The following is a 21,008-nucleotide window of genomic DNA, read 5'->3' as shown; positions in this document are numbered from 1 at the left end:
ATGAGCGCACCCACCACCACCCGGGCCACCACCCAGCTGGCCACCTTCTGGCTCGACGGCGACCTGTACGGCGTCGAGGTGGCGCACGTGCAGGAGGTCCTCCGGGCGCAGAAGCTCACCCGGGTCCCGCTGGCACCGCCGGCGGTGGCCGGCCTGATCAACCTGCGCGGCCAGGTCGTCACCGCGATCGAGCTGCGCGAGCGGCTGGGCCGCCCGGCCCGGCCCGAGGGCGCGGACTCCGTGGTCATCGTCGTCCGGATGCACGGGGAGGCCGTCAGCTTCCTGGTCGACGGCATCGCCGACGTCGTGCACGTCGACGCAGCGGACTTCGAGCAGCCGCCGGACACCCTGGACGGCCGCGCCCGAGAGCTGATCCGCGGCGCCTACAAGCTCGACGGCCGGCTGCTGCTGGCCCTGGACGTCGCCCGGGTCGTCGCGGACTGACCCCCGAGGCCGCCGGTCCCGGCGCGCCCCGCACCACCCACGCACCGCACCACCCGTGCACCGCAGCGCCGCCGGACGTCCGGCGGCGCTGCCTCCCACGCCCGCACTGCCCACACCGCCCGCTCTGCCCGCACAGCGTGCCGCCCGCCCAGAAACCCAGCCACCCACCACGGGGGAACCACCATGAGCACCACCGTCTCCGACCGCCTGGGCTCCCTGGGCGTCCGCACCAAGATCCTGGCCGGGGTGTCGGTGGCCGCCGTGGCCGCAGCCGTCGTCGGCGTCGTCGGGCTCTCGGCCCTCTCGGACTCGGCCGACCGCACCCAGGTCGTCTACGCCGACGACGTCCGCGGCGTCGAGCTCGCCCAGGAGATGCGCTTCCAGCTCATCTCGATCCGCTTCGCCCAGCTCAACCGCACCAACGCCACCAATGCCGGGGACGACGAGGCGCTGGCGCGCTGGACGGCCACCCGCGGCGAGTCGGTGCAGGCCTTCGAGGACACCGCCGCGGAGCTGACGGACTCGGTCCGCCTGTCCGAGGCCAACCAGCAGGTCGTCGCCGACGCCGCCGCCGGCGTCGACCGGTACGTGGACCTGACCGCCCAGCTGGACGCGTTCACCGCGGCCGGTGACCGGGCCGGCTGGCAGAACCTGCGCGACACCCAGGTGACCCCGCTGATGACCGGCGTGGTGGACGCCCTGGACGGTCTCGCCGAGGACCGGTCGGCGGCCGCCCAGGCGGACGCCGAGGCCGCCGCGGCGGCCTACGAGCAGACCCGCTGGGTGCTGCTGACCACGCTGGTCGTCGGCCTGGCCGTGGCCCTGGGCCTGGGCATCGCCGTCGCCCGCTCCATCGTCGGGCGGCTGCACAAGCTGCAGGCCGCGGTCTCCGCGCTCGCCGGCGGCGACCTCACCGTGCGCACCGGGGTCGACTCCGCCGACGAGGTGGGCCAGACCGCCAAGCTGCTCGACGGGGCCCTGGTCGACCTGCGCGCCCTGATGTCCTCGGTCGTCGGTTCGGCCGATGCGGTCGCGGCGTCGAGTGAGGAGCTGTCGGCGTCCTCGGCGCAGATCTCGGCGTCGGCGCAGGAGACGTCGCTGCAGTCGGGTGTGGTGTCCAGCGCTGCTGACGAGGTGTCCCGGAGCGTGGCGACGGTCGCCGCGGGTGCGGAGGAGATGTCGGCGTCGATCCGGGAGATCGCGCAGAACGCCAACGAGGCCGCTCGGGTCGCCGCGGGTGCGGTGACCGAGGCCGAGGCCACGAACGCCACGATCACAAAGCTGGGGCTGTCGTCGAAGGAGATCGGCGACGTGGTGAAGGTGATCACGAGCATCGCCGAGCAGACGAACCTGCTGGCGCTGAACGCCACGATCGAGGCCGCGCGTGCCGGTGAGGCGGGCAAGGGCTTCGCGGTGGTCGCCAACGAGGTCAAGGAGCTGGCGCAGGAGACTGCCCGGGCGACCGAGGACATCGCCCGCCGGGTGGAGGCGATCCAGGCCGACACCGGTGGTGCGGTGGCCGCGATCGGCCGGATCGGTGAGGTCATCGGTCAGATCAACGACTACCAGCTCACGATCGCCAGTGCCGTGGAGGAGCAGACGGCCACGACCAACGAGATGTCCCGGTCGGTGGCCGAGGCTGCCGGTGGGTCGACCGAGATCGCCGCGAACATCACCGGGGTCTCGACCGCGGCCAGCTCGACGACCGAGGCGCTGGGTCAGACCCGGGTCGCCGTGGACGAGCTGTCCCGGATGGCCGCCGACCTGCGCACCACCGTGGGCCGCTTCACCTGGTGACCCCACCGGCGGAGGGGCGACCGCCCCTCCGCCGTGAGCTGCCCGACCCAGCACGGACCCGCACCACGCCGTACACCACCCAAGGGGACCGGACCATGAGCTCGACCGAGACGCCGCAGCCCTCCTGGGCGCGACACTGGACCGTCGACCGGCCCCTGGGTGTCAAGATCGGTGCGGCCGTCCTGGCCCTCGCCCTGGTCGCGGTGGCGGTCACCTGCATCGCGGCCGTCCGGATCGCAGCGCTGCGGGACGGCGAGCAGCTCCTCTACCAGCGCACCGTCGTCCCGCTGACCGAGCTCAGCGAGATCCAGCGCAGCTTCCAGGGGGACCGCGCCCGGGTGGTGCAGTACGGCATCGCCGACGAGGCGACCCGGGCCGAGCTGCGCACCGACCTCACCGAGCGGCGCGTCGAGATCGGCGACCAGATCGCCGGCTACGAGGCCAGCGCCGCCGACCCGGCCTCCTTCGCGGCCTTCACCGACGAGCTGGAGACCTACTACGCGTTGGCCGAGGGGACCCTGTTCCCGCTCGCCGACGCCGGGGACGCCGCCGGGTTTGCCCAGGTCTTCCAGGACCAGGTCCGGCCCCAGACGACCGCGGTCGTCGAGCCCCTGCAGGCCGAGGCCGACGCGCAGTCGACGGTCGCCGCGGCCCGTGCCGCCGCCGACGCGGACTCCGCGTCCACCGCGCTGACCGTCATCTGGGCCGTGCTGGTGGTGGGTGTGCTGACCGCCGTCGGGCTGACCCTGCTGGTGGTCCGCAGGCTGCTGTCGACCGTCCGCTCGCTCCGGAGGTCGATCGACGCGCTGGCCGCCGGGGACCTGACCGTCGTCCCGGAGGTCTCCTCGGACGACGAGCTGGGTCGCACGGCACTGGCACTGCGGGCCGCCCAGGCCGAGCTGCGCGCCCTGATGTCCTCGGTCGTCGGTTCGGCCGATGCGGTCGCGGCGTCGAGTGAGGAGCTGTCGGCGTCCTCGGCGCAGATCTCGGCGTCGGCGTCGATCCGGGAGATCGCGCAGAACGCCAACGAGGCCGCTCGGGTCGCCGCGGGTGCGGTGACCGAGGCCGAGGCCACGAACGCCACGATCACAAAGCTGGGGCTGTCGTCGAAGGAGATCGGCGACGTGGTGAAGGTGATCACGAGCATCGCCGAGCAGACGAACCTGCTGGCGCTGAACGCCACGATCGAGGCCGCGCGTGCCGGTGAGGCGGGCAAGGGCTTCGCGGTGGTCGCCAACGAGGTCAAGGAGCTGGCGCAGGAGACTGCCCGGGCGACCGAGGACATCGCCCGCCGGGTGGAGGCGATCCAGGCCGACACCGGTGGTGCGGTGGCGGCGATCGGCCGGATCGGTGAGGTCATCGGTCAGATCAACGACTACCAGCTCACGATCGCCAGTGCCGTGGAGGAGCAGACGGCCACGACCAACGAGATGTCCCGGTCGGTGGCCGAGGCTGCCGGTGGGTCGACCGAGATCGCCGCGAACATCACCGGGGTCTCGACCGCGGCCAGCTCGACGACCGAGGCGCTGGGTCAGACCCGGGTCGCCGTGGACGAGCTGTCCCGGATGGCCGCCGACCTGCGCACCACCGTGGGCCGCTTCACCTGGTGACCCCTCCCCCCGCACCGGGGGCCCGCCGGTCACCGCGCCGCCGCACCATCTCGCCGCCGCACGACCGGCACCACCGCACGACCGGCACCGCCGCACGACCGGTACCGCCGCACGACCGGTACCGCCGCACGACCGGTACCACCGCGCGACCGGTACCACCGCACGACCGGTACCACCGCACGACCGGCACCGCCGCACGACCGGCACCACCGCACGACCGGCACCGCCGCACGACCGGTACCACCGCACGACCGGCACCACCAGACGGCGCCAGACCCGCGCCGGCCACAGCACAGCACCCTCGGGGGAACCACCATGAGCACGTCAGAGCAGGCGAGCCGCGCCGCACGCGCCCGGCGCTGGACCGTCGACCGGCCCGTCGGGGTCAAGATCGGCGCCGCGGTGCTCGCCCTGGTCCTGGTGGCCCTGGCGGTGGCCAGCGTGGCCGCCGTCCGGATCGGTGCACTGCGTGCCGGGGAGCAGGAGCTCTACCGCGACACCGTCGTGCCGCTGACCCAGCTGGCCCAGCTGCAGGACTCCTTCCAGGGCGACCGCGCCCGGGTCGTGGCCTACGGGGTCTCCGACGCCGAGGGTCGTGAGTCGCTGCGCGCCGACCTGACCACGCGCCGGGCCGAGATCACCGCCCAGGTGGCCGCCTACGAGCCGGTGGCCGCCGACCCGGCCGCCTTCGCGGACTTCCAGGAGATGCTGGGGTCGTACTACACGCTGGCGGAGGAGGTGCTCTTCGCCCGCGCCGACTCCGGTGACCAGGCCGAGTTCACCCGGGTCTACCGCGACATGGTCCGGCCGCTCGCCGCCGCCGTCGGCAAGCCGTTGCAGGTCGAGGCCGCAGCCCAGGCCGCCCGGGCGGCCGACCGCGCCGACGCCGACGCCGAGGACGCCGGCTCCGCGCTCACCACGATCTGGCTCGTCGTCGGCATCGGCGTGCTGGCCGCCGTCACGCTGACCCTGCTGGTGGTCCGCCGCATGCTGGCCACCATCCGCTCGCTGCGCGGGTCCATCGACGCCCTGGCCCGGGGCGACCTGACCGTCGAGCCCGAGGTGACCACCGACGACGAGCTCGGCCGGACGGCGGTCGCCCTGCGGTCCGCGCAGTCCGCCCTGCGCACCCTGATGGCCTCCGTCGTCGGCTCGGCCGACGCGGTCGCGGCCTCCAGCCAGCAGCTGGCCTCGTCCTCGGCGCGCATCTCCTCCTCGGCGGAGGAGACGGCCCTGCAGTCCGGGGTGGTGTCCGGTGCCGCCGACGAGGTGTCCCGCAGCGTGGCCACCGTCGCCGCCGGCGCCGAGCAGATGAGCGCCTCCATCCGGGAGATCGCGCAGAACGCCAACGAGGCCGCCCGCGTCGCCGCCGGTGCGGTGACCGAGGCCGAGGCCACCAACGCGACCATCCAGAAGCTGGGCGCCTCCTCCAAGGAGATCGGCGCGGTGGTCAAGGCGATCACCAGCATCGCCGAGCAGACGAACCTGCTGGCCCTCAACGCCACGATCGAGGCCGCTCGCGCCGGTGAGGCGGGCAAGGGCTTCGCCGTGGTGGCCAACGAGGTCAAGGAACTGGCCCAGGAGACCGCTCGCGCCACCGAGGACATCGCCCGCCGGGTCGAGGCCATCCAGGCCGACACCGGTGGTGCGGTGGCGGCGATCGGCCGGATCGGTGAGGTCATCGGTCAGATCAACGACTACCAGCTCACGATCGCCAGTGCCGTCGAGGAGCAGACCGCGACGACGAACGAGATGTCGCGCAGCGTCGCGGAGGCCGCCGGGGGCACGACCGAGATCGCCGCCAACATCGGTGGCGTCTCCTCCGCGGCCGGCACCACCACCGAGGCGCTGGGCCAGACCCGGGTCGCCGTGGACGAGCTGTCCCGGATGGCCGCCGACCTGCGCGCCACCGTGGGCCGTTTCTCGTGGTGACCGCCCCGCCGGTCCGCCGCGGGCCCGCCGACCTGGGCCTGCGCGCCCGGCTCGGACTGGCCTTCGGCGGGGTGGCCCTGCTCGTGGTCGGGTGCGCCGTCGCCGGCGTGGTCGCCGTGGGCGAGCAGCGCGATCTCGCCCAGCAGGTCACCGCCGTGGACGGCGTCGTCCGCGACGCCGAGACCATGCGCTTCCAGATCGCCGACGCCACCGGGTGGCAGGGCTTCGTGCTGGCCGACGTCGCCGCGTTCGGCCCCGAGGTCGCCCTCGGCGAGGACGGCTACAACCGGGCCGGCTTCCTGGCCAGCCGGGACTCCGTCTACGAGTGGCTCGACACCGTGGACACCTCGGGCATGGACGACGTCGAGCTGGCCGCCTTCGCCGGGCTCCGACCGGCCTGGGACAGCTACTTCGGCTGGGACGACCAGGTGGTCGAGTGGATCCGGCCGGGCACCCGCGAGGGCCTGGCCACCGCCCAGACCTCGATCAACGGCGGCGAGGCCGGCGAGGCCTACGGCATCGTGCTGGACATCGCCGACGAGATCGCCGCCTCGGCGCAGGCCCGGCTGGCCGGGCTGGAGCAGGAGCAGGCCGCGGCACAGAACCGGGCCGGCTGGCTGCTGACCGTCGCCGGTGTCGTGGGTGTGCTGCTGGCCGCGCTGCTGGCCTGGCTGGTCACCCGCTCCCTGGTGCGCCCGCTGGAGTCCATCCGGGCCGTCGCCGAGGCCGTCGGCGCCCGTGACCTCACCCGGACCACCGGGCTCCACCGACGGGACGAGGTCGGGCGCGCCGGTGCCGCGCTCGACGCCGCCGTCACCGAGGTCCGGCAGCTGGTCGCCCAGCTCGACGCCTCCGCCGACGCGGTCGCCGCGTCCGCCCAGGGGCTGTCCGCGTCCTCCGCCCAGATCGCCTCCTCGGCCGAGCAGACCTCGGCCCGCTCCGGCCAGGTGTCCGGTGCCGCCGACGAGGTCTCCCGCAGCGTGGCCACCGTGGCCGCGGGTGCCGAGCAGATGTCGGCGTCGATCCGGGAGATCGCGCAGAACGCCAACGAGGCCGCCCGCGTCGCGGCCGGTGCGGTGACCGAGGCCGAGGCCACGAACGCCACGATCAGCCGGCTGGGCGTCTCCTCCGCGGAGATCGGTGACGTGGTCAAGGTGATCACCGCCATCGCCGGTCAGACCAACCTGCTGGCGCTCAACGCGACCATCGAGGCCGCCCGCGCCGGTGAGGCCGGCCGGGGCTTCGCGGTCGTGGCCGACGAGGTCAAGCAGCTGGCCCAGGCCACCGCCCGCGCGACCGAGGACATCGCCCGCCGCGTCGAGGCGATCCAGGCCGACACCGGTGGCGCGGTCGCCGCGATCGGCCGCATCGGTGAGGTCATCGGACAGATCAACGACTACCAGCTGACCATCGCCAGCGCCGTCGAGGAGCAGACCGCCACCACCAACGAGATGTCCCGGTCGGTCGCCGAAGCCGCCGGTGGGTCCACCGAGATCGCCGCCACCATCACCGGGGTGAGCACCGCCGCCGGGGCCACCACCCAGGCGCTGGACGCCACCCGGGTGTCGGTGCAGGAGCTCTCCGCCATGGCCACCGAGCTGCGCGGCGCCGTCGCGCGCTTCACCCACTGAGCCGGCCGTGCCCTACTCGCTGGTCAGTGCCGCGACCCTCGGCTTCGACCTGGTGCGGTTGCCCGCCGGCCGGGACGTCGCCGGGGTCCTGCTGACCGGGCTCGGCGCCGACGCCGGGCACCTGCGCCGGCTCGCCGCCGCCCACCCGGTCGCCAGCGGCACCCCCTCCCAGCGGGCCCGCTGGGTGGTCCGCTCCCGCCGGGTCCGCGAGCTCGCCCAGTCCGGGGTGCCCTCGCTGCGGGCCTCCACGGCCGGGCTGGACCCGCAGACCCGGGCCGCGGCCCTCGTCGACCTGCTCGAGCAGGGCACCGTGGGCGACGCCGCCTCCGTGGAGCGGCTGCTGCGCGACGACGTCCTGGGGCCCGAGTCCTCCGCGGTGCCCGACGTGTCCCCCGACGTGCGCGAGCTCGCCGCCGACGTGCTGTCCGACGCCGCCGTCGCCGGGTGGGCCGCAGCGGTCCTGCCCGCCCGGGACCGCCGGGCGCTCACCGACGCCCTGGACCGGGTCGGCCCGGCGCCGGAACCGCACCTGGGGCCCGCCGCGGACGCCCTGCACGACCTCCTGGAACGGCTCCGCGGGGCCACCGGACCCGACCGCGAACGCTGGCGCGACGCCGTGGACGAGGTCCGCGAGGGCCGTCGCTCCTGGGCCACGGCCATGCACGGAGCCTCCTGGGCCGCACACGTCTCCGGTCGCACCCGTGCCCTGGCCGCCGGCCAGCTGCTCGCCGCCCGCGCGTTCGTCGACGGCGGGTTCACCCCCGGCGACGGCGCCCGCGGGGTGTGGAACGCCGTCGCCGGGGTGGTGCAGGGCGTGGCGATGAGCGACCTGCTCGACGGCACCTCGCTGGACCAGCTGAGCGCCCCCTGGGCGCTGGTCACCGGCGGTCCGCGCCCCGGCCGGCGGCCTGCCCCGCCGGACGTGCCTGGTCCCAGGGACCACCCGCAGGGGTGAGGCCGCCGGCTCAACACCGGCCACTGACGTGCCGAAAGACCATCACGGGAGCCCGGCTGGGCCCCCACCGTAGAGAGCAGAGGACGCCGTGGCCCCGATCAGGGTGCTCGTGGTCGACGACTCGGTCGTCGTCCGCAAGATCGTCACCGACGTGCTGTCCGAGGACCCGTCGATCGAGGTCGTCGGGACCGCCGTGAACGGCCGGGCCGCGCTGACCAAGCTGGAGCAGCTGCGTCCGGACCTGGTCACCATGGACATCGAGATGCCCGAGATGAACGGCATCGAGGCGGTGCGCGCCATCCGGGCGTCGGGCAGCCGTGTCCCCATCGTCATGTTCTCCACGCTGACCGAGCGGGGTGCCAGCGCGACCCTGGAGGCGCTGGCCGCCGGTGCCAGCGACTACGTCACCAAGCCCGCGAACGTGGGCAGCGTCGGGGAGTCCAAGGAGAGCGTGCGCGAGCAGCTCATCCCGCGGATCAAGCTGCTCACCGGGCGCCCGCTGGGCCTGCCGGCCCACCTGGCCCCCGTCGTGGCGGCCGCGCCCCGCCCGCCCGCCCCGCGCACCGGCGTCCGCCGGGACCCCGCGGTGCTGGTCATCGGGTCCTCCACCGGCGGCCCGGACGCCCTCACCCGGGTGATCCCCAAGCTGCCCGCGGACTTCCCGCTGCCCGTCCTGGTCGTCCAGCACATGCCGCCGGTGTTCACCAAGCAGTTCGCCGGCCGGCTGGACCGGCTGTCGTCCCTCGAGGTCGTGGAGGCCGTGGCCGGCACCCAGCTGCGCCCGGGCACCGTGCACATCGCGCCCGGCGACTTCCACCTCACCGTCGTCGCCAGCGGTGGGCTGCGCCGCACCCAGCTCAACCAGGGGCCGGCCGAGAACTTCTGCCGGCCCGCCGTCGACGTCCTCTTCCGCTCCGCCGTCGCGGCCTACGACGGCGCCGTCCTGTCGGTGGTCCTCACCGGCATGGGCTCGGACGGCAGGCTGGGCACCGGCGCCGTCCGGGCCGCCGGCGGCACCGTCATCGCCCAGGACCAGGCCAGCTCCGTCGTGTGGGGCATGCCCGGGTCCGTCGTCCAGGCCGGTCACGCCGACGAGGTGGTCCCGCTGGACCGCGTCGCCGAGACCGTGCTCCGTTCCGTCGGCTCGCGCCGCGCCGTCCTCTCAGGAGTCCGTCCGTGACCGCCGCCACCGCCCTGGGCCCCGCCGGGTTCGACTGGGTCTGCCAGCTCGTCCGCCGCGAGTCGGCCATCGTGCTCGCCCCCGGCAAGGAGTACCTCGTCGAGGCCCGGCTGCTGCCGCTGGCCCGCCAGCTCGGGCTCTCCGGCGTCGCCGAGTTCGTCGACCGGGTGCGCAGCCGCCCCGACCCGGCGGTCAACCGCAAGATCGTCGAGGCGCTCACCACCAACGAGACGTCCTGGTTCCGCGACGGCGACCCGTTCACCGCGCTGACCAGCACCGTCGTCCCCGCGCTGCAGGCCGCCCGCCGGCCCGGCGAGGAGCTGCGGATCTGGTCCGCGGCCTGCTCCAGCGGCCAGGAGGCCTACACGGTGGCCATGCTGCTGGCCGACTCGCTGCCCAACGCCACCTCGCGGGTCAAGATCACCGCCACCGACCTCTCCCGGGACATGGTCGCGCGCACCCGCGCCGGCCGGTTCAGCCAGCTCGAGGTCAACCGCGGGCTGCCGGCCTCGATGCTGGTCCGGCACTTCACCCGCAGTGGAGCCGAGTGGGAGGTCGCCCCCGCCCTGCGCCAGATGGTGACCGCCAGTGAGCTCAACCTCGCCGCGCCCCTGCCCCGGCTCGGCCCCTTCGACGTCGTCTACCTGCGCAACGTCCTCATCTACTTCGACCCGCCGACGAAGCGCACGGTCCTCCAGAAGGTGCGTCAGCTGATGCGCCCGGACGGTTGGCTGTTCCTCGGCGCGGCCGAGACGACGCTGGGTGTCGACGACACCTGGGAGCGGGTCCCCTGCGGCCGCGGCTCCGCCTACCGACCCATGAGAGGGAAGTGACATGCGAGCGCTCGTGATCGACGACTCCCGCGCGATGCGCCGGATCGTCAGCTCCATCCTGGAGGGGCTCGGCTACGAGACCCGACCCGCCGGCCACGGCCGCGAGGCCCTGGACGTGCTCGAGGAGGGCTGGGTCCCCGACCTGGCCTGCATCGACTGGAACATGCCGGTCATGGACGGGCTGCAGTTCGTCTCCGCCGTCCGGGCCAACCCGTCCTGGCGCTCGGTGACGCTGATGATGGTGACCACCGAGAGCGAGCACGGGCAGATCGTCCGGGCGCTGGCCGCCGGTGCGCACGAGTACGTCATCAAGCCCTTCACCCCCGACGCGTTCGCCGACAAGCTGTCCCTGCTGGGCCTGCTCCCGACCCCCAGCGAGGTGCCGGCATGACCGCCACCATCGCCGAGCTGATCACCGTCGAGACCGTCACCGACGTCGCCGGGGAGGTCTGGAGCGCCATGGTCGGCGCCGACGAGGTGCTCGTCCCCGACGGCGGGTCCGCCCCGGCCGGCACCAGCGCCTGGGTCACCGTGACCGGGCCCTGGAACGGCGCCGTCGTGCTGACCTGCAGCCCGTCGGCCACCGACGACCTGACCCGCGCCGTGCTCCAGCTGCGCCCCGACGAGGAGCCCGAGGCCGAGGACGTCGACGACGTGCTCCGCGAGCTGGCCAACATCCTCGGCGGCAACGTGAAGTCCCTGCTGCCGGGCCCCTCGGTGCTCGGTCTGCCGGAGACGGGCACGCCGCCGCCCGCCCGCCCGGGCAGTTCCACGGTCGCCGTCAGCTGGCGCGGCCACCCGATCGCCATCACCGTCCAGGGCGCCACGGAGGCCCCTGAGCTCACCACCACGGAGGTCCCGCTGTGAAGATCCTGGTCGCCGACGACAGCCGTGTCATGCGGCAGATCGTCATCCGCACCCTGCGTCAGGCCGGCTACGACGACGTCGACGTCGTCGAGGCCGTCGACGGCAAGGACGCCCTGGAGAAGGTCGCCGAGGAGTCCCCGGACCTGGTCCTGTCGGACTGGAACATGCCCGAGATGACCGGCATCGAGTGCCTGCGGGCGCTGCGGGCGCAGGGCTCCGCCGTCCCGTTCGGGTTCGTCACCTCGGAGGGCTCGCCGGAGATGCGCGAGACCGCCTCCGAGGCCGGGGCGCTGTTCCTCATCGCCAAGCCGTTCACCGCCGACACCTTCCGCGACCAGCTGGACGGGGTGCTCGCGTGACCTCCGCCGTCGCCGCGACCTCGCTGCCCACGCCCAAGGACGTCCGCGACCTGCTCGAGGGCCTGCTGGGCCGCGACGTCACCGTGGGCCCCGGCGCGCCGGTCACCCCCACGCCGTCGCGTCCCGCCGCGGTCGCCGTCTACGTGGACCCGACCTCGCGGGTGACCGCGATCTGCCTGGTCGACCTGCCGCTGGCCGCCTGGTGCGCCGGTGCCCTCGCGCTGCTGCCCAAGGGCGGCCTCGAGGACGCCGTCGACGAGGGCGAGCTGTCCGACATGCACGTCGAGGTGCTGCACGAGGTGGTCAACGTGGCCGCCGCGCTGCTCAACGCCGGTGGGGTCACCCACTCCAAGCTGGACACCCTGGTGCCCCCGGGGCAGCCGCTGCCCGGGGACATCGCCGGGCTGACCGCCTCCACCAACCGGATCGACCTCGAGGTGGCCGTCGCCGGCTACGGCTCGGGCGGGCTGTCGGTCGTCCTGGCCTGATCCGCTGCACGGCCGTGGACCAGTCCCCCTCGGGGCTGGTCCACGTCCGTGCGTGGCCTCAGTCGGCGTGGCCTCAGTCGGCGAAGAGCTCGCGGACCAGCGCGCCGACGGCGTCGACCTCGACCAGGAAGCCGTCGTGCCCGTACGGCGAGGTCACCACCCGCAGCGGCACGCCGAGCGCGTCGGCGACCCGCTGCTGCTCCTGGACCCGGTACAGCCGGTCGGAGTCGATGCCGGCCACGACGGCCCGCGCCGTCACCCGGGACAGTGCCGCCTCCACGCCCCCGCGGCCCCGGCCGACGTCCCAGGTGTTCATGGCCTGGGTGAGCACCACGTAGCTGCCGGCGTCGAAGCGGCGGGCCAGCTTGTCGGCGTGGTGGTCCAGGTAGCTGGCCACCGCGAACCGGCCGTCGGGCTGCACCGTGTTGGCGAACCGGGTCTCCAGCTCCTCGGCGCTGCGGTAGGTCAGGTGCGCGATGCGCCGGGCGGTGCCCAGGCCCGCGACCGGGCCCTCTCCCGCGGCGTAGTCGCCGCCGGCCCACCGCACGTCGGTGGTGACGGCGGCCTGCTGGGTCGTCTGGGTGCCGATCTGGTCGGCGGTGGCCACCGCCCCGGAGGCCAGGAAGAACAGCCGCTCCACCCGCTGCGGGTGCGCGACCGCCCACTCCAGGGCGCGCATGCCGCCCATCGAGCCGCCGATCACCGCCGACCAGGTGCCCACGCCCAGCGCGTCGGCCAGCCGGGCCTCGACCGCGACCTGGTCGCGGATCGTCAGCTCCGGGAACCGGGAGCCCCACGGGCGCCCGTCCGGAGCCGGGGACGACGGCCCGGTCGTGCCCTGGCAGCCACCGAGCACGTTGGCGCAGACCACGAACCGCCCGTCGAGCGGTGCGCCGTCCCCGATCAGGCCGTCCCACCAGCCGGGGGTCGGCTGCCCGGGGCCGGTCGTCCCGACGACGTGGCTGTCGCCGGTGAGCGCGTGCTCGACCAGCACGGCGTTGGCGCCGTCGGGCGCGAGCGTCCCCCAGGTCTCGTAGGCGACCCGGACCTCGGGCAGCTGACCCCCGCGTTCGAGGTCCAGCGGCCCGAGGTCGACGAAGCGCCGGTCGCCGACCGGGTCCCCCTCGACCCAGCCGCCGGAGCGGTGGGGGGCCCGGGCAGCGGTCTCCCGGACCCCCGTCACCGGCTCAGGCGCTCTTCGCCGCGCGGAACCCGGCGTCGAGGTCGGCGAGGATGTCCTCGATCCCCTCCAGGCCCACGGCCAGGCGCACCAGGCCCGGGGTGACGCCGGCGGTCAGCTGCTCCTCGGGGGTCAGCTGGGAGTGCGTGGTGGACGCCGGGTGGATGACCAGGCTGCGCACGTCGCCGATGTTGGCGACGTGGCTGTGCAGCTCCAGGGCCTCGACGAACGCCTTGCCGGCGGCGACGCCCCCGACGATCTCGAACGCCAGCACGGCGCCGGTCCCCTTGGGGGCGTACTTCTTGCCGGCCGCGTGCCAGGGGGAGGACGGCAGCCCGGCGTAGTGCACGGACTCCACCTCGTCCCGGGCCTCGAGCCACTCCGCGACCCGCTGGGCGTTGGCCACGTGCCGGTCCAGGCGCAGCGACAGGGTCTCGATGCCCTGCACCACCAGGAAGGCGTTGAACGGCGAGATGGCCGGGCCGAGGTCGCGCAGCAGCTGCACCCGGGCCTTGAGCGCGAACGCCGGGGCGCCGAGGTCGGCGTAGACCACGCCGTTGTACGTCGGGTCCGGGGTGGTGAACATGGGGTGCCTGCCCCCGGTCCAGTCGAAGTTGCCGCTGTCGACGATCACGCCGGCCACGGCGGTGCCGTGCCCGCCCAGGTACTTCGTCGCCGAGTGGACGACGACGTCGGCACCGAACTCGATGGGCCGGATCAGGTACGGGGTGGCGATCGTGTTGTCCACGATCAGCGGCACGCCGTTGCGGTGCGCGACCTCGCTGACCGCGGAGATGTCCAGGACGTCGCCCTTGGGGTTGCCGATCGTCTCGGCGTAGAAGGCGCGGGTGTTGTCCTGCACGAGGGCCTGCCAGGCCTGCGGGTCGTCGGGGTCCTCGACGAAGGACACCGTCACGCCCAGCTTGGGCAGCGAGTGGTGCAGCAGGTTGTACGTGCCGCCGTACAGCGACGCCGAGGCCACGACGTGGTCCCCGGCCTCGGCCAGGTTGAGGATCGCCAGGGTCTCCGCGGCCTGCCCGGAGGAGACGGCGAGGGCGGCGACACCGCCCTCCAGCGACGCGACGCGCTGCTCCAGCGCGTCCTGCGTCGGGTTCATGATGCGGGTGTAGATGTTGCCCATCTCGGCGAGGGCGAACAGGTCCGCGGCGTGCTGGCTGTCGCGGAACTGGTAGCTGGTCGTCGCGTAGATGGGCAGCGCGCGGGCGCCGGTGGTGGGGTCGGGGCTCGCTCCGGCGTGGATCTGCCGGGTCTCGAAGCTCCAGCCGCTGGGGTCGGTCATGCGCCACGTCCTCCTGGTGATCGGGAGGGCCCGGGCGTACGGGCACTCCGTCGCTTGCGCGGACGGCGGGCGCCGTCCACACCGGCTCTTCCCCTGGAGCACCGCAGACGGAGTAGCGGTTGCCGGGCAGCCAGCCAGGTGCTTGTCGCTGCCTCTCGTGAGCCGTGACGATCGTAGGACGACCCGGCGGCCCGCGTCACCCTGGGTCAGGCGGGGACGGCCGCCGTGCCCCCGGCCAGCAGCGCGTACCGGCCGCCGCGGGCGACCAGTTCGTCGTGGCTGCCCTGCTCGAGCACCCGCCCGGCGTCGAGCACCGCGATGGTGTCGGCGTCCCGGACGGTGGACAGCCGGTGGGCGATGGTGATCGTCGTCCGGCCGCGGGCGACCTCGTCGAGGGCGGCCTGCACGGCGCGCTCGGTCTCGTTGTCCAGCGCGCTGGTGGCCTCGTCGAGCACCAGCACCCGCGGGTCGCGCAGCAGTGTGCGGGCGATGGCCAGCCGCTGCTTCTCCCCGCCGGAGAACCGGTGGCCGCGGGCGCCGACCATGGTGTCGTAGCCGTCGGGCAGCGCGGCGATGACCTGGTGCACCTGGGCGCGCCGGGCGGCCTGCTCGATGTCGGCGTCGGTGGCGTCGGGCTTCGCGTAGCGCAGGTTCTCCCGGATCGTGGTGTGCAGCAGGTAGGTCTCCTGGCTGACCACGCCGACCACCCGGGCCAGCTCGGCCAGCGACAGGTCGCGGACGTCGACGCCGTCGATGGTCACCCGGCCGGTGGTGACGTCGTTGAGCCGGGACACCAGCGAGGCCAGCGTCGACTTGCCCGAGCCGGTCTCGCCGACCAGGGCCAGCGTGCTGCCGGCCGGGACGACCAGGTCGACGTCGGTGAGGGCGGCGCGGGCGCCGTCGTAGGAGAACCCGACGTGCTCGAGGCGGACCTCGCCGCGCACGTGCGGCAGGGCGACGGGCTCGGCCGGGTCGTCGATGTCCACCGGTAGGTCCAGGTACTCGAAGACCCGGCTGAACAGCGCCATCGAGGTGATCAGCTGACCGCCGACGTCCAGCAGGCCCATCAGCGGGCGGAACAGGGTCCCCTGCAGGGCGGTGAAGGCGACCAGCGTGCCGATCGTCATGCCACCCGACGTCGCGGGCAGGCCGGCGACGAGGTAGATCAGCGCCGGGATCCCGGCGAACACGATGCTCATCGAGGCCATCCGCCAGCGGCCGGCCAGCTGGGAGCGGACCTCGAGGGCCACCAGCTCCTCCGACGTGCGGGCGAAGCGCTGGGACTGCGCCGGGCCGGTGCCCAGGGTCTTGCCGAGCTGGACGCCGGAGATCGACAGCCCCTCCTCGACCTGGGTCTGCATGTCCGCCATCCGGCGCTGGCGCTCGCCGGTGACCTCGCGGCGCATCAGCGCGACCTTGCGGGTCAGCCAGATCGCCGGCGGCAGCACGACGAGGGACAGCAGGGACAGCCGCCAGCTCAGCGCGGCCATGGCGACCACGGTGCCGACGACGGTGGTGGCGTTGGAGGCCAGGCTGGTGGCGGTCGAGGTGACCACCGACTGCATGGAGCCGATGTCGTTGGTCAGCCGGGACTGCACCTCACCGCCGCGGGTGCGGGTGAAGAAGCCCAGCGACTGGCGCTGCAGGTGCGTGAAGACCGACGTCCGCAGGCCGTGCATGACCTTCTGGCCGACGGTGGTGGACAGCCAGGTCTGGACGACGCCGAGCAGTGCGGTGGACGCGGCGACGGCGACCATGCCGGCCACGGCCCAGGCGAGCAGCCGGACGTCGGCGTGCGGGAGCGCGTCGTCGATGACGGTGCGGACCAGGAAGGGGGTGGCCAGGGCGATCAGCGAGCTGAGCACGATCAGCGCCATGACGGTGCCCACCTGGAGCCGGTGGGGGGCGAAGAGCGCCAGCACGCGTCGCAGGGACACGGGGGAGCGCTCGAGCTGGGTCTCGTCTGCCGGGTCGGGCCGGCCCTCGGGGCGTGGCATCCACGTCCCCCTCTCTGTCGGTGGAACGATGCTGAGGTTACCTCACGGTGAGGTAGCAACGGCAAGTCCGTTAGCATTCCCGCCGTGTCCGCCCCCGCCCCCGACGACGACCTGGGTGAGCTGATCGTCCGGGCCGCCCGGTCGCTGCGCGGCCGCTGGCGCGAGGCGCTGGAGCCCTGGGACCTCTCCCCGCACCAGGTTCGGGCGCTGATGGTGGTCGCCCGCGCGGAGGGCCTGCGGCTGTCCGGGCTGGCCGAGTCGCTGCACATCGCCCCCCGGTCGGCGACCGAGGTGGTCGACGGCCTGGCCGGGCGTGGCCTGGTCGAGCGCGTCCCGGACCCCACCGACCGGCGGGCGGTCCTGGTCCGGCTCACCGAGGAGGGCTCCCGGGTGCTCACCGAGGTCCGCGCGGCCCGCGCCGCCGACGCCCGGGAGGCGCTGTCCCGGCTGCCGGCCGACGACCGCGCCGAGCTGGCCCGGCTGCTCCGTCGCTTCGTGGACACCTGACGTCCAGCTGCTCCACAGCCGGAGCGGGCACCCTGGGGGCATGAACCTGGGTGCCGCCGAGATCGCGTTGATCGTGCTGGCCGTCTTCCTGCTCTTCGGCTACAAGAAGCTGCCCGACGCCTCCCGCTCCCTGGGCCGGTCGCTGCGCATCTTCAAGGGCGAGATGGGCGGCATGAAGGACGACGACGCCCGCGCGTCGTCCCCGGCCACGCCGGTGCCGGCCCCGGTCTCGGCCCCGGTCCAGGCCCCGGTCGACGCAGCGGCCCTCGAGCGGGAGGCGACGGCGGCCGAGACCGCCGCGCTCGAGGCCCGCGCCCGCGCGGCCCGGGCCCACGCCGAGGCGCAGCCCACCCACGCCACCTCCTGATCTCCCCGTCCCGGCACGGGTCGGGCAGGGTGGGTGCGTGCGCGCCCTGGTGTTCGAGGAGTTCGGCGGACCGCTGACGGTCCGCGAGGTGCCCGACCCCACGCCCGCCCCGGACGGGGTCGTGGTCGAGGTCGGGGCGACCGGGGTCTGCCGCAGCGACTGGCACGCCTGGTCCGGCCACGACGCCGACGTCGTCCTGCCGCACGTGCCCGGTCACGAGCTGGCCGGCACCGTCGTCGCGGTCGGTGACCGGGTGCGCAGCTGGTCGGTCGGGGACCGGGTCACCACGCCGTTCGTCTGCGCCTGCGGCACGTGCCCGCCCTGCCGGGACGGCGACCAGCAGGTGTGCCTGCGCCAGACCCAGCCCGGTTTCACCCACTGGGGCTCGATGGCCTCGGCCGTCGCCCTGGACGCCGCCGACGTCAACCTGGTGGCGCTGCCGGAGGACCTGCCGTCCAGCACCGCCGCCGCGCTGGGCTGCCGGTTCGCGACCGCCTTCCGGGCGGTCACCGGCGTGGGCCGGGTCGCGCCGGGGGAGTGGGTCGCCGTCCTGGGCTGCGGGGGCGTCGGGCTGTCCGCGGTGCAGGTCGCCGTCGCCGTCGGTGCGCGGGTGGTGGCGGTGGACCCCTCGCCCGGGGCCCGCGAGCTGGCCGCGGCGATGGGCGCCGAGCACGTGCTCGCCGACCCGGCCGGCATCGCGGAGCTGACCGGCGGGGGCGCGCACGTCGCGCTGGACTGTCTGGGCTCCCCGGCCACCTGCGAGGCCGGCATCCGCTCGCTGCGCCCGCGCGGCCGGCACGTGCAGGTCGGGCTGCTGCCACCCGCCGCCGGGCGGGCCGTCGTCCCGATGGAGCTGGTGGTAGCGCGGGAGCTCGCCGTGCTGGGCAGCCACGGGATGGCCGCCCACGACTACCCGGCGATGCTGTCGATGATCGCCGCCGGCCGACTGCGCCCGCAGGACCTGGTCACCCGCGAGATCAGCCTGGACGAGGCCGGTCAGGCCCTGGTCGACGTCGGCCGCACCCCCGGGGTCACGGTCGTCACCCGGTTCTGACCGGGCGGTCGCTCAGTCGGTCGGGTCGGCGGCCGACGTCGGTGCGGGCGCGGTGGTCGTGGGGGCCGGGCGGGTGGTGCTGGGCGCCGCCGTCGTCCGCTCGGGCGCGGTGGTCGTCGGCGTCGACGTCGGCTCGTCCTCGTCGGTGGTCGTCGTCGGCGCCGTGGTCGTCGGCCGGGACGTCGTCGTGCGCGGGGTGGTCGTGGTCTCCTCCGCTGTCGACGTGGGCGCCGGCTCGGACGTCGTCGCCGGGGGCTCGGTGGTCGGGGCCGGCTGCTCGACCCCGGTCGTCGAGCTCGCCGGGGTCGCGGGCACCCCGTCGGTGTTCGCCGGCCGGACGCCGATCCACAGCACGAACAGGCCCAGGAACAGCACGGCGAGCACGACGGTCGAGGTGCGGGCGCGGCCGATCCGGGCCGGCACCTTCCTCGGCCAGATCCGGGCCCGCCGGGCCACCGGCTCGGTGGTCAGCTGCGGGACGGGGGTGGTCGGCTGCCGACCGGAGGCGTCGGTCACGACGACACCTCGCGCGGGTCGTGGCGGGTGACGGGTTCCTCGGGCAGCTGCGGCTGCACGACGATGCCCTCGCGGCGGAACGCCAGCGCGATCCGGGACCGCAGGTCCCGGCCGACGTCGAACTGCTTGCCGGGCAGGGTGCGCGCGACGATCCGCACGTTGACCTCGTCCAGGCCCAGGCTGGTGACGCCCATGACGCTGGGGGTGTCCAGCAGCAGGCGCTTGAGCCGCTCGTCGGCGAAGGCCTGCTCGCCGACCTCGCGCAGCACGTCCTGCACGTGGGTGACGTCGGTCGTCGCCGGCACCGGCACGTCGATGACGGCGCGGGCCCAGTCGCGGGACAGGTTCACGACCTTCACGATCTGCCCGTTCGGGACGATGACGACCTCGCCGTCGACCGACCGCATCCGGGTGATCCGCAGCGTGACGTCCTCGATGGTGCCCTCGGCCGGGTCCCCGCCACCGACGACGGCGATGGAGACGACGTCGCCGAAGCCGTACTGCCGCTCGGTGATCAGGAAGAACCCGGCCAGCACGTCCTGCACGATCCGCTGCGCGCCGAAGCCCAGCCCGACACCGAGCACGGTGGCCGGTGCGACCAGGCTGGTGACCGGCAGGCCCAGGGTGGACAGCACGGTGACGGTCGCGACGGTGTAGATCACGACGACGGCGACCCACTGCAGCACCTGGGTCAGCGAGTGCCGGTGCTTGGCGGCCTCGGACCGGACCAGGGCGTCGGAACCACCGGCGCTGGCGTCGATCCGGGCGGTGATCCGCCCGCCGACCCAGGTGGCGAACCGGGCCAGCAGCACCGAGCCCAGCACGATCAGGAGCACCGCCAGGCCCCGGCCGCGGACCCAGTTCGTCAGGTCGGTGAGCGGCGCGATCGCGAGGAGGTCCATCGCTGCCCAGTGTGCAGGTCGGGACCCCGGGGGAGCATGTGCGGGTGTCCGACATCGTCGCCCGCGCGCGGGCCCTGGCCGACGACCTCCTGTTCCCCGCCGCGGGCGCCGTGGACGCTGCGGGCGAGGTGCCCGGGGCCCACCTGGACGCCCTGGCCGACGCCGGCCTCTACGGCCTGACCGGCCCGGTCTCCGCCGGCGGGCTGGCCGCGGACCGCGCGACGGTGCACGGCGTCGTCGAGGCGCTGGCCGGCGGGGACCTGTCCACCACGTTCGTCTGGCTGCAGCACCTGCTCGCCCCCGGGATGATCGCCGAGGCGCCGGAGCCGCTGCGCGGTGGGTTCCTGGCCGACCTGTGCGCCGGCCGGGTCCGCTCGGGCATCGCACTGCTGGCCGCGACCCGGCCGGGGCCGCCGGCGATCACCGCCCGGCGCGAGGGCGACGTGTTCGTGCTCGACGGCGGCGTCCCCTGGGTCACCGGCTGGGCGCACGTGGACGTCGTGCTGGTCGCCGCCCGGGACGCCGCGGACGTCGTGCACTTCCTGCTCGTCGACGCGGTGGCCGGCGACGGGCTGGACGTCGTCCCCCAGCAGCTGGTCGCGGTGCAGGCCAGCTCCACGGTGGGACTGCGGCTGACCGGGCACGCGGTGCCCGTGTCGCGGCTGGTCCGTTCGGTGCCGCTGGACCGCTGGCAGGCCGGGGACCCCGCGGGCCTGCGGCTCAACGGCTCGCTGGCGCTGGGGCTCACCGCGCGGTGCGCCCGGCTGGCCGAGCTGCCCAGCCTGGACGCCGACCTGGCCGACGTGCGCGCCCAGCTGGACGCCGCCGGCCCGGACGGGTTGCCCGACGCCCGGGCCGCGGCCGCCGCCTTGGCGCACCGGGCCACCGGGCTGCTCGCCGTCGCCACGGGCAGCCGGTCGGTGTCCCGGGGGCACCCGGTCGAGCGGCTGGCCCGGGAGGCGCTGTTCCTGCTGGTCTTCGGGTCCCGGCCCGCGATCCGGACGGCGCTGCTGCACCGGCTGGGTGGTTGAGCGCGTCACGATCGGGTCTCGACGGGCCGGAGGCCCTTCTCGCGATGGCCCGGTCAGG

Annotated in this window: 21 protein-coding genes and 1 riboswitch; of the genes, 16 read left to right on the top strand and 5 right to left on the bottom strand. The window is 74.7% G+C overall.

Features of this window, described 5'->3' with window-relative positions:
- The 12 genes from AC0IVP_RS10755 (at position 1) to AC0IVP_RS10700 (ending at position 12,096) form a co-directional block, all read left to right on the top strand.
- A complete protein-coding gene (locus AC0IVP_RS10755; protein ID WP_056295314.1) occupies positions 1-444 on the top strand; it encodes a chemotaxis protein CheW in 444 nt (147 codons plus the stop codon).
- Between the two features lie 183 nt (positions 445-627).
- Positions 628-2,241 (top strand): methyl-accepting chemotaxis protein, encoded by a 1,614-nt coding sequence (locus AC0IVP_RS10750; RefSeq protein ID WP_471756511.1) that lies wholly within the window; start codon positions 628-630, stop codon positions 2,239-2,241.
- Between the two features lie 95 nt (positions 2,242-2,336).
- Positions 2,337-3,851, top strand: coding sequence for a methyl-accepting chemotaxis protein (locus AC0IVP_RS10745; RefSeq protein WP_471756509.1), 1,515 nt, complete (start codon positions 2,337-2,339; stop codon positions 3,849-3,851).
- Between the two features lie 315 nt (positions 3,852-4,166).
- Positions 4,167-5,783: a methyl-accepting chemotaxis protein gene (locus AC0IVP_RS10740; protein WP_056295308.1), complete on the top strand. Its 1,617-nt coding sequence runs from the start codon at positions 4,167-4,169 to the stop codon at positions 5,781-5,783.
- Positions 5,780-7,414, top strand: a complete 1,635-nt coding sequence (locus AC0IVP_RS10735) for a methyl-accepting chemotaxis protein (RefSeq protein ID WP_471756507.1) — start codon at positions 5,780-5,782, stop codon at positions 7,412-7,414. The genes AC0IVP_RS10740 and AC0IVP_RS10735 overlap by 4 nt, the downstream gene beginning before the upstream one ends.
- 7 nt (positions 7,415-7,421) lie before the next feature.
- The gene (locus AC0IVP_RS10730; RefSeq protein ID WP_471756505.1) at positions 7,422-8,369 is read left to right on the top strand and encodes a hypothetical protein; all 948 of its coding nucleotides are present in this window, start codon (positions 7,422-7,424) and stop codon (positions 8,367-8,369) included.
- A gap of 88 nt (positions 8,370-8,457) precedes the next feature.
- Complete coding sequence (locus AC0IVP_RS10725; protein WP_056295305.1) at positions 8,458-9,549, top strand: protein-glutamate methylesterase/protein-glutamine glutaminase; 1,092 nt, start codon at positions 8,458-8,460, stop codon at positions 9,547-9,549.
- Positions 9,546-10,382 (top strand): CheR family methyltransferase, encoded by an 837-nt coding sequence (locus AC0IVP_RS10720; protein WP_235564772.1) that lies wholly within the window; start codon positions 9,546-9,548, stop codon positions 10,380-10,382. Before AC0IVP_RS10725 ends, AC0IVP_RS10720 begins: the two co-directional genes overlap by 4 nt.
- Before the next feature lies 1 nt (position 10,383).
- Entirely contained in the window at positions 10,384-10,773 is a 390-nt protein-coding gene (locus AC0IVP_RS10715; RefSeq protein ID WP_471756503.1) for a response regulator, read from the top strand.
- Complete coding sequence (locus AC0IVP_RS10710) at positions 10,770-11,249, top strand: chemotaxis protein CheX (protein WP_056295300.1); 480 nt, start codon at positions 10,770-10,772, stop codon at positions 11,247-11,249. Before AC0IVP_RS10715 ends, AC0IVP_RS10710 begins: the two co-directional genes overlap by 4 nt.
- Positions 11,246-11,608, top strand: a complete 363-nt coding sequence (locus AC0IVP_RS10705; RefSeq protein ID WP_056295298.1) for a response regulator — start codon at positions 11,246-11,248, stop codon at positions 11,606-11,608. The genes AC0IVP_RS10710 and AC0IVP_RS10705 overlap by 4 nt, the downstream gene beginning before the upstream one ends.
- The gene (locus AC0IVP_RS10700) at positions 11,605-12,096 is read left to right on the top strand and encodes a hypothetical protein (protein WP_056295295.1); all 492 of its coding nucleotides are present in this window, start codon (positions 11,605-11,607) and stop codon (positions 12,094-12,096) included. Before AC0IVP_RS10705 ends, AC0IVP_RS10700 begins: the two co-directional genes overlap by 4 nt.
- A gap of 73 nt (positions 12,097-12,169) precedes the next feature.
- Here the strand turns inward: AC0IVP_RS10700 and metX are convergent, their stop codons facing one another.
- The 3 genes from metX to AC0IVP_RS10685 form a co-directional block, all read right to left on the bottom strand.
- The gene (gene metX, locus AC0IVP_RS10695; RefSeq protein WP_056295290.1) at positions 12,170-13,279 is read right to left on the bottom strand and encodes a homoserine O-acetyltransferase MetX; all 1,110 of its coding nucleotides are present in this window, start codon (positions 13,277-13,279) and stop codon (positions 12,170-12,172) included.
- Positions 13,280-13,283: 4 nt separating this feature from the next.
- Entirely contained in the window at positions 13,284-14,576 is a 1,293-nt protein-coding gene (locus AC0IVP_RS10690) for a bifunctional o-acetylhomoserine/o-acetylserine sulfhydrylase (RefSeq protein ID WP_471756501.1), read from the bottom strand.
- Between the two features lie 45 nt (positions 14,577-14,621).
- Positions 14,622-14,739: riboswitch (SAM riboswitch) on the bottom strand.
- 43 nt (positions 14,740-14,782) lie between these two features.
- Positions 14,783-16,573: an ABC transporter ATP-binding protein gene (locus AC0IVP_RS10685; protein ID WP_471756499.1), complete on the bottom strand. Its 1,791-nt coding sequence runs from the start codon at positions 16,571-16,573 to the stop codon at positions 14,783-14,785.
- Between the two features lie 84 nt (positions 16,574-16,657).
- On the opposite strand from AC0IVP_RS10685, the gene AC0IVP_RS10680 reads away from it, so the two are divergent.
- The 3 genes from AC0IVP_RS10680 to AC0IVP_RS10670 are packed head-to-tail and all read left to right on the top strand — an operon-like array spanning position 16,658 to position 18,501.
- Positions 16,658-17,080 carry a MarR family winged helix-turn-helix transcriptional regulator gene (locus tag AC0IVP_RS10680; RefSeq protein WP_056295281.1) on the top strand — a complete coding sequence of 141 codons (423 nt, stop codon included), beginning with the start codon at positions 16,658-16,660 and terminating at the stop codon, positions 17,078-17,080.
- Between the two features lie 40 nt (positions 17,081-17,120).
- Positions 17,121-17,447: a Sec-independent protein translocase subunit TatA gene (gene tatA, locus AC0IVP_RS10675; RefSeq protein ID WP_471756497.1), complete on the top strand. Its 327-nt coding sequence runs from the start codon at positions 17,121-17,123 to the stop codon at positions 17,445-17,447.
- Positions 17,448-17,484: 37 nt separating this feature from the next.
- The gene (locus tag AC0IVP_RS10670) at positions 17,485-18,501 is read left to right on the top strand and encodes a zinc-binding dehydrogenase (protein WP_471756495.1); all 1,017 of its coding nucleotides are present in this window, start codon (positions 17,485-17,487) and stop codon (positions 18,499-18,501) included.
- A gap of 12 nt (positions 18,502-18,513) precedes the next feature.
- Here the strand turns inward: AC0IVP_RS10670 and AC0IVP_RS10665 are convergent, their stop codons facing one another.
- Both AC0IVP_RS10665 and AC0IVP_RS10660 read right to left on the bottom strand, forming a co-directional pair.
- Positions 18,514-19,017 carry a hypothetical protein gene (locus tag AC0IVP_RS10665; RefSeq protein ID WP_471756493.1) on the bottom strand — a complete coding sequence of 168 codons (504 nt, stop codon included), beginning with the start codon at positions 19,015-19,017 and terminating at the stop codon, positions 18,514-18,516.
- Positions 19,014-19,919 carry a mechanosensitive ion channel family protein gene (locus AC0IVP_RS10660; protein WP_056295273.1) on the bottom strand — a complete coding sequence of 302 codons (906 nt, stop codon included), beginning with the start codon at positions 19,917-19,919 and terminating at the stop codon, positions 19,014-19,016. Before AC0IVP_RS10660 ends, AC0IVP_RS10665 begins: the two co-directional genes overlap by 4 nt.
- Before the next feature lie 44 nt (positions 19,920-19,963).
- On the opposite strand from AC0IVP_RS10660, the gene AC0IVP_RS10655 reads away from it, so the two are divergent.
- Positions 19,964-20,950: an acyl-CoA dehydrogenase family protein gene (locus tag AC0IVP_RS10655; RefSeq protein WP_200938858.1), complete on the top strand. Its 987-nt coding sequence runs from the start codon at positions 19,964-19,966 to the stop codon at positions 20,948-20,950.
- Positions 20,951-21,008: the final 58 nt, after the last annotated feature.

The organism is Klenkia sp. AC732 (genome assembly GCF_979256525.1).
This window is presented reverse-complemented; position numbering and strand designations above follow the sequence as displayed.